6 protein-coding genes and 1 pseudogene are annotated in these 6401 nt (G+C 65.8%); 6 read left to right on the top strand and 1 reads right to left on the bottom strand.

The window, feature by feature from the left end; translation table 11 throughout:
• The 3 genes and pseudogenes from VNW74_RS26340 to VNW74_RS26350 form a co-directional block, all read left to right on the top strand.
• Nucleotides 1-1481: pseudogene (locus VNW74_RS26340) on the top strand (preprotein translocase subunit SecA); the annotation flags it as partial.
• A gap of 5 nt (nucleotides 1482-1486) precedes the next feature.
• Nucleotides 1487-1969: a cation:proton antiporter regulatory subunit gene (locus VNW74_RS26345; protein WP_325682330.1), complete on the top strand. Its 483-nt coding sequence runs from the start codon at nucleotides 1487-1489 to the stop codon at nucleotides 1967-1969.
• A 4-nt stretch (nucleotides 1970-1973) separates the two neighbouring features.
• Nucleotides 1974-3131 carry a cation:proton antiporter gene (locus tag VNW74_RS26350; RefSeq protein ID WP_325682332.1) on the top strand — a complete coding sequence of 386 codons (1158 nt, stop codon included), beginning with the start codon at nucleotides 1974-1976 and terminating at the stop codon, nucleotides 3129-3131.
• A 9-nt stretch (nucleotides 3132-3140) separates the two neighbouring features.
• On the opposite strand, the gene VNW74_RS26355 is transcribed toward VNW74_RS26350, so the two are convergent.
• Nucleotides 3141-3635 (bottom strand): Rv3235 family protein, encoded by a 495-nt coding sequence (locus tag VNW74_RS26355; RefSeq protein ID WP_414686781.1) that lies wholly within the window; start codon nucleotides 3633-3635, stop codon nucleotides 3141-3143.
• A gap of 233 nt (nucleotides 3636-3868) precedes the next feature.
• Between VNW74_RS26355 and VNW74_RS26360 the strand changes: the two genes are divergently transcribed.
• The 3 genes from VNW74_RS26360 to VNW74_RS26370 form a co-directional block, all read left to right on the top strand.
• Nucleotides 3869-5275, top strand: a complete 1407-nt coding sequence (locus tag VNW74_RS26360; RefSeq protein WP_325682336.1) for a wax ester/triacylglycerol synthase family O-acyltransferase — start codon at nucleotides 3869-3871, stop codon at nucleotides 5273-5275.
• Between the two features lie 51 nt (nucleotides 5276-5326).
• Complete coding sequence (gene ppk2 / locus VNW74_RS26365) at nucleotides 5327-6220, top strand: polyphosphate kinase 2 (protein ID WP_414686780.1); 894 nt, start codon at nucleotides 5327-5329, stop codon at nucleotides 6218-6220.
• Nucleotides 6221-6239: 19 nt separating this feature from the next.
• Nucleotides 6240-6401: DUF6912 family protein (locus tag VNW74_RS26370; RefSeq protein ID WP_414686782.1), on the top strand; the 162-nt coding region annotated here is incomplete at its 3' end.

Raw genomic sequence — 6401 nt, forward strand, 5'->3', positions numbered from 1 at the left:
CGCACAACGTGCTCAACGCCAAATACCACGAGCAAGAGGCCGGCATCATCGCTCAGGCCGGCCGGCGCGGCGCCATCACGGTCGCCACCAACATGGCCGGCCGCGGTACCGACATCGTTCTGGGCGGCAACGTCGACTTCCTGAGCGACCTGCGACTGCGCGAACGAGGCCTGGACCCGATTGAGACGCCCGACGAGTACGAGGAGGCGTGGCACGAGGAGCTGCCGGTGGTCAAGGCCGACGCTGCCGCGGAGGCCGAGGAAGTGATCGAGGCCGGCGGGCTGTACGTGCTGGGCACCGAGCGACACGAGTCGCGCCGCATCGACAACCAGCTGCGCGGTCGCTCCGGTCGTCAGGGTGACCCCGGTGAATCGCGCTTCTACCTGTCGCTGGGCGACGAGTTGATGCGCCGCTTCAACGGCGCGGCGCTGGAATCGCTGCTGACCCGGCTCAACCTGCCCGACGACGTGCCGATCGAGGCCAAGATGGTGACCCGCGCGATCAAGAGCGCGCGGACCCAGGTCGAGCAGCAGAACTTCGAAGTCCGCAAGAACGTCCTCAAATACGACGAGGTGATGAACCAGCAGCGCAAGGTCATCTACGAGGAGCGCCGCCGCATCCTCGAGGGCGAGAATTTGCAGCAGCAGGCCCGCGACATGCTCGTCGACGTGATCACCGCCTACGTCAACGGAGCGACCGCCGAGGGTTACGCCGAGGACTGGGATCTCGAACAGCTCTGGGAGGCGCTGAAAACGCTGTATCCGGTCAAGATCGACCACAAAGACCTGCTCGACTCGGAGGCGATCGGTGAGCCCGGTGAGCTCACCCGCGAGGAGCTGCTCGATGCGTTGGTCGAAGACGCCGAGCGTGCCTATGCCGTGCGGGAGGCCGAACTCGAGGAGCTCGCCGGCGAGGGCGCGATCCGTCAGCTGGAACGCAACGTGCTGCTCAACGTCATCGACCGCAAGTGGCGTGAGCATCTCTATGAGATGGACTACCTCAAAGAGGGCATCGGGCTGCGCGCGATGGCCCAACGCGATCCACTGGTCGAGTACCAGCGCGAGGGCTTCGACATGTTCAGCGGCATGCTCGAGGGCCTGAAGGAAGAGTCGGTCGGCTTCTTGTTCAACGTCTCGGTCGAGGCGGTACCGGCCCCGCAGGTGGGACCGGTCGAGGAGCCGGAGGACTTGGCGGAGTTCGCCACCGCTGCAGCGGCCAGCGCACAGCAGCGGACCGCTGGCGGGGCTGCCGAGTCGGCCGGACCACGCGAAGCCGCGACTGCGTTGCGCGCCAAGGGAATTGAGACGCAGTCGCCCGAATTGACGTATTCTGGGCCGGCCGAGGACGGTTCGGCGCAAGTGCAAGGCAACGGTGGCGCGCAGACGGCAGCGGCCGGAGCCGCTGGCAGTCGACGCGAGCGGCGTGAAGCCGCGCGCCGACAAGGCCGGCACGCCAAGCCGAAATCCGCCAAACGGCGGTAGCCGCTGTGGACGTCAAAGAGGTCCTGCTGCCCAGCATCGGGGTGCGGTACGAGTTCACCAGCCACGACGGCGAGCGGATCGGGATCATCGCCCGGCGCAGCGGCGACTTCGACGTCGTCCGTTATGCGCGCGACGATCCCGACCAAGCGCAGCCGATCTTCCACTTCACCGACGAAGAGGCCGACGCGGTCGCCCAGATCCTGGGCGCACCACGCATCGCCGAGCGCTTCACCGAGTTGACCCGCGAAGTGCCAGGGCTCGAGGCCGGTCAAGTGCACATCGGGCCGGGCAGCCCGTTCGCGGACCGGCCGCTCGGGGACACCCGGGCGCGCACCCGCACCGGCGCGTCGATCGTGGCGATCGTGCGCAACGACGTGGTGATGGCATCGCCGGGGCCGGCTGAAATTCTGCATGCAAACGACGTACTGGTGGTGGTCGGCACCGAATCCGGCATTGCCAAAGTCGTGCAGCTCGTCGATAAGGGCTGAGCGCGTGCAGATTTCGGCGCCGCTACTACTGCAACTCGGCGCCGTCCTCACCGTGCTTGCCTTACTGGGGACGGTCGCTCGTCGGTTCGCGCTCTCCCCGATACCGGTGTATCTGCTGACCGGTTTGGCGCTCGGGAACGGCGGAGTCGCACCGGTGACCACCGCTGGTCACTTCATCACCACCGGCGCGCCGATCGGCGTCGTGCTGCTGTTGCTGACCTTGGGTCTGGAATTCTCCGCGACCGAATTTGCCAGCAGTTTGCGTCATCACCTGCCTTCCGCCGCAGTCGACTTCGTGCTGAACGCCACGCCCGGTGCGGTGGCAGGGTGGCTGCTCGGGCTCAACGGCGTCGGGATCCTCGCGTTGGCCGGCGTCACCTACGTCTCGTCGTCGGGTGTTATCTCGAGTCTGCTGGCGGACTTGCACCGGCTCGGTAACCGCGAAACGCCGGCGGTGCTGGCGGTGCTGGTGCTCGAGGACTTCGCGATGGCGGTTTATCTGCCGCTGGTGGCAGTTCTGGGCGCGGGCGGCGGCTGGTTGCTCGCGATCGTCGAGGTGGCCGCCGCGATCGCGGCGCTGTGCATGGCGTTTGCCGCGTCGTATCGCTGGGGCCACCACGTCGGCCGGCTGATGACGCACCCGGATTCCGAGCAGCTGCTGCTGAGGGTCCTCGGCATTACCCTGATCGTTGCAGCGCTGGCCGAGCACCTGCATGCGTCGGCCGCCGTGGGCGCCTTCCTGGTCGGCCTGACCCTCACCGGTGAGACTGCAGAACGAGCCCGAAAGCTGCTTGGTCCGCTGCGCGACCTGTTCGCCGCGATCTTCTTCGTCGCGGTCGGGCTGCCGGTGAATCCCGCACAGCTGTTACCGGAGCTCCCGATAGCCCTGATCCTGGCCGCGGTCACTGCAGCGACGAAGGTGGCCACCGGAGTGTTCGCCGCTCGGCGCGAGGGAGTGGCGCGGCGAGGCCAGTTGCGCGCCGGCACAACGCTGATCGCCCGAGGCGAATTTTCGCTGATTATCATCGGCCTGGTCGGCACGCAGATCACCGGGGTTGCCGCGCTGGCAACGTCGTATGTGTTTGTGCTGGCGATCGTCGGTCCGGTGCTCACCCGTTTCACTGGCGGCCCGTTGCCGGCCAGTGCCCGCAAGTCGGTGTGACGCGGTGGGTCAGCCGATGTGCAGGGCGACCACCTGCCACCGTCCGCCCGCGACCCGTTCGATGCGGCAGGCGATGGCGTGGATGCGAGGCCCGCGGCTGTAGCTGCCGAATACCTCGGCCGCCGTGAACCGGTCCGGGGCATCCACCGCCTGCAGCCGCAACCGGCGCAACACCGCCGCCGCGCTATCGTCGGCCGCAAGCCGGCCGGTCTCGAACCGGTGGGCGCAAAGCACCGAGTCGACCAGACCGGCGGCCAGCAACCCGTGTAGCTGCGCGACGGGGCGGCGACGGTCGATGACTTCCAGCACCCGGCGCAGTGCTGCGTCAGCGAAGCACGCCGCTTGCCGCATCGGCGCCGACATTGCCGACGATCCACCCGTCGGAGGCGGCCGACTTGAATGGCGTTGCTGCACAAGCGCATTACGCCGCCGCAATGCTGTGGGTCTGGGCGGCCGACAGTGCCGGACATCGCGCGCCGGCGGTTCATAATCGACGACGGGCAGGACGGCGAACGCGTCGCGATCGGATGGGCTTGGGCTGGTCAACGCTGCACTCTCCCAATGCTTACGAAGGGGCCGAAAAGTAAGCCTGCTGGAGAGTGGCAGACGACTGTGACGATCATCGCACAATCGTCGCGGGCCCGTACCCGCGCTGCGGCAGGCTCTCCCCGACGGTTACCGTGAGCGGCAGATCGATCTGCCGGCGAATACGCGAGGAAATACCAGGGAGAGGCGACGTGGCGAGGTTGTCCACTTCGGACGCGTCGTTCTATCAGCTGGAGAACACCGCCACACCGCTTTATGTGGGCTCACTGTCGATCCTGCGTCAGCCGCGCGCCGGGCTGAGCTACGAAACGTTGCTGGCCACCGTCGAACAGCGGCTGCCGAAGGTACCGCGGTACCGGCAGAAGGTCCGGGAAGTGACGATGAGGTTGGCCCGGCCGGTGTGGATCGACGACCGCGATTTCGACATCACCTACCACGTCCGGCGCTCGGCGCTGCCGTCGCCCGGCAGCGACGAGCAGTTGCACGAACTGATCGGCCGGCTGGCGGCACGGCCGCTGGACAAGTCCCGGCCGCTCTGGGAGATGTACTTGGTGGAGGGCTTGGCCAAAAATCGACTCGCCCTCTACACCAAGTCGCATCAGGCGTTGATCAACGGCATGGGTGCGGCGGACATCGGTCACGTCATCGCAGACCGGAGCCGGCGTCCGCCGCCGTTTCCCGAGGACTTCTGGGTACCGGCCCGCGAACCCGGCACCACCCGGCTGTTGTTGGGCGCCCTCGGTGACTGGGCCACCCGCCCCCGCACGCAGGTGAGGGCCGTCCGCACCGGGGTCACCGAACTGGCGACCAATTCCGGCCAACTGATCGACGTCGGTCGACGGTTCTTCGACGTCGCTCGCACGCTTGCGCGGGGCACCGCGCCCAGCAGCCCGCTGAACACCAGGGTGTCCCGCAACCGTCGGTTCACGGTCGCCCGCGGACGTCTTGATGACTATCGGGCCATTCGAGCGCGTTACAACTGCGACGTCAACGATGTGGTGCTGGCGGTGATCACCGGCGCACTGCGCAACTGGCTGTTGTCGCGCGGCGAGGCGGCGGCGCCAACCGGAATGGTGCGGGCCATGGCGCCCTTGCCGGTCTACGTGGACGCGACATTCGACGCGTCGAGCCGCGGGCGGGCGATCAGCGCGGTGGCGCCCTTTCTGGTCGACCTGCCGGTAGGGGAGGGCAACGCGGTCGTGCGGCTGTCACAGATCGCACACACCACCGAATCCAACCCGACCGCATCCAGCCTGGTCGACGCGCGAACGATCGTGACCCTGTCGGGGTTTGCGCCGCCGACACTGCACGCCATGGGGATTCGGGTCGCGACCGGTTTGTCGGCGCGGCTGTTCAACCTGTTGATCACCAATGCGCCCGGCGCCCAGTCGCAGATCTATATTGCCGGCGCAAAGTTGCTGGAGAGCTACGCCGTACCGCCGCTGCTCAACAACCAGGTGCTGGCCATCGGCGTGACCTCTTACAACGGCATGTTGTATTTCGGCATCAATGCTGACCGCGACGCGATGAGCGATGTCGACGTACTACCGGTGCTACTGGCCGAATCACTCGAAGAATTGTTGGAAGCCGCACAATAGAGCTGCGTTTCGCCGGTGCAGAATCAGCTTGCCGACTTACCATTCGATGCTGTGAGCACCGGATCGGCCGACGAATCGTCGGCGAAGACGAAGCAACGAAAGCAGCAAAAGCCGCAGAAGACGTCACCGAAGACGCCGCTGCCCAAGATATCTAACCAGGTTTACGAAGCCGAATTGTTCAGGCTTCAAACGGAATTGGTCAAACTGCAGGAGTGGGTGCGATTCTCCGGTGCCCGCATCGTGGTGATCTTCGAAGGCCGCGACGGCGCGGGCAAGGGTGGCACGATCAAAAGGATTACCGAATATCTCAACCCGCGTGTCGCAAGGATCGCCGCGTTGCCCGCGCCGACCGATCGGGAGCGCGGGCAATGGTACTACCAGCGCTATATCGCGCATCTGCCCGCCAAAGGGGAGATCGTGCTGTTCGACCGGTCGTGGTACAACCGGGCGGGCGTCGAGAAAGTCATGGGATTCTGCACACCGCAAGAGCATGCGCTGTTCCTCCGGCAGACACCGATCTTCGAGCAGATGCTCATCGACGACGGGATTCTGCTACGGAAATACTGGTTTTCGGTATCCGAAGACGAGCAGTTGCGTCGGTTCAAGGCGCGGCTGAATGACCCGGTACGGCAATGGAAACTCAGCCCGATGGACCTGGAATCGCTGTATCGGTGGGAGGATTATTCCCGCGCTAAAGACGAGATGATGGTGTTCACCGATACGCCGGGCAGCCCATGGTATGTCGTGGAATCAGATGTCAAGAAACACGCTCGGCTCAACATGATGGCGCATCTGTTGTCCACCATCGACTATCGCGACGTGAAGAAACCGAAGGTCAAACTGCCCGCCCGTCCGGTGGTCAGCGACAACTACCAGCGGCCACCGCGCGAGCTGTCGACCTACGTGGACGACCATGTCGCGACGTTGATCGGTCCGACCGAGTGACCCGGGTGAGTGCCGCCTGATGCGGATCTACGTCCCGGTGACCCTGGCCATGCTGCAGCAACTCGTCGCCGATGGTTCGTTGTGGCCGGTCAACGGCACCGCGTTCGCGGTGACGCCCAGACTGCGCGAAGCGTACGCCCAAGGCGACGACGACGAGTTGGGCGAAGTCGCGCTGCGCGAG

The sequence above is a fragment of the Mycobacterium sp. genome (assembly GCF_035570115.1).
In the GTDB taxonomy this organism is placed as follows: domain Bacteria; phylum Actinomycetota; class Actinomycetes; order Mycobacteriales; family Mycobacteriaceae; genus Mycobacterium.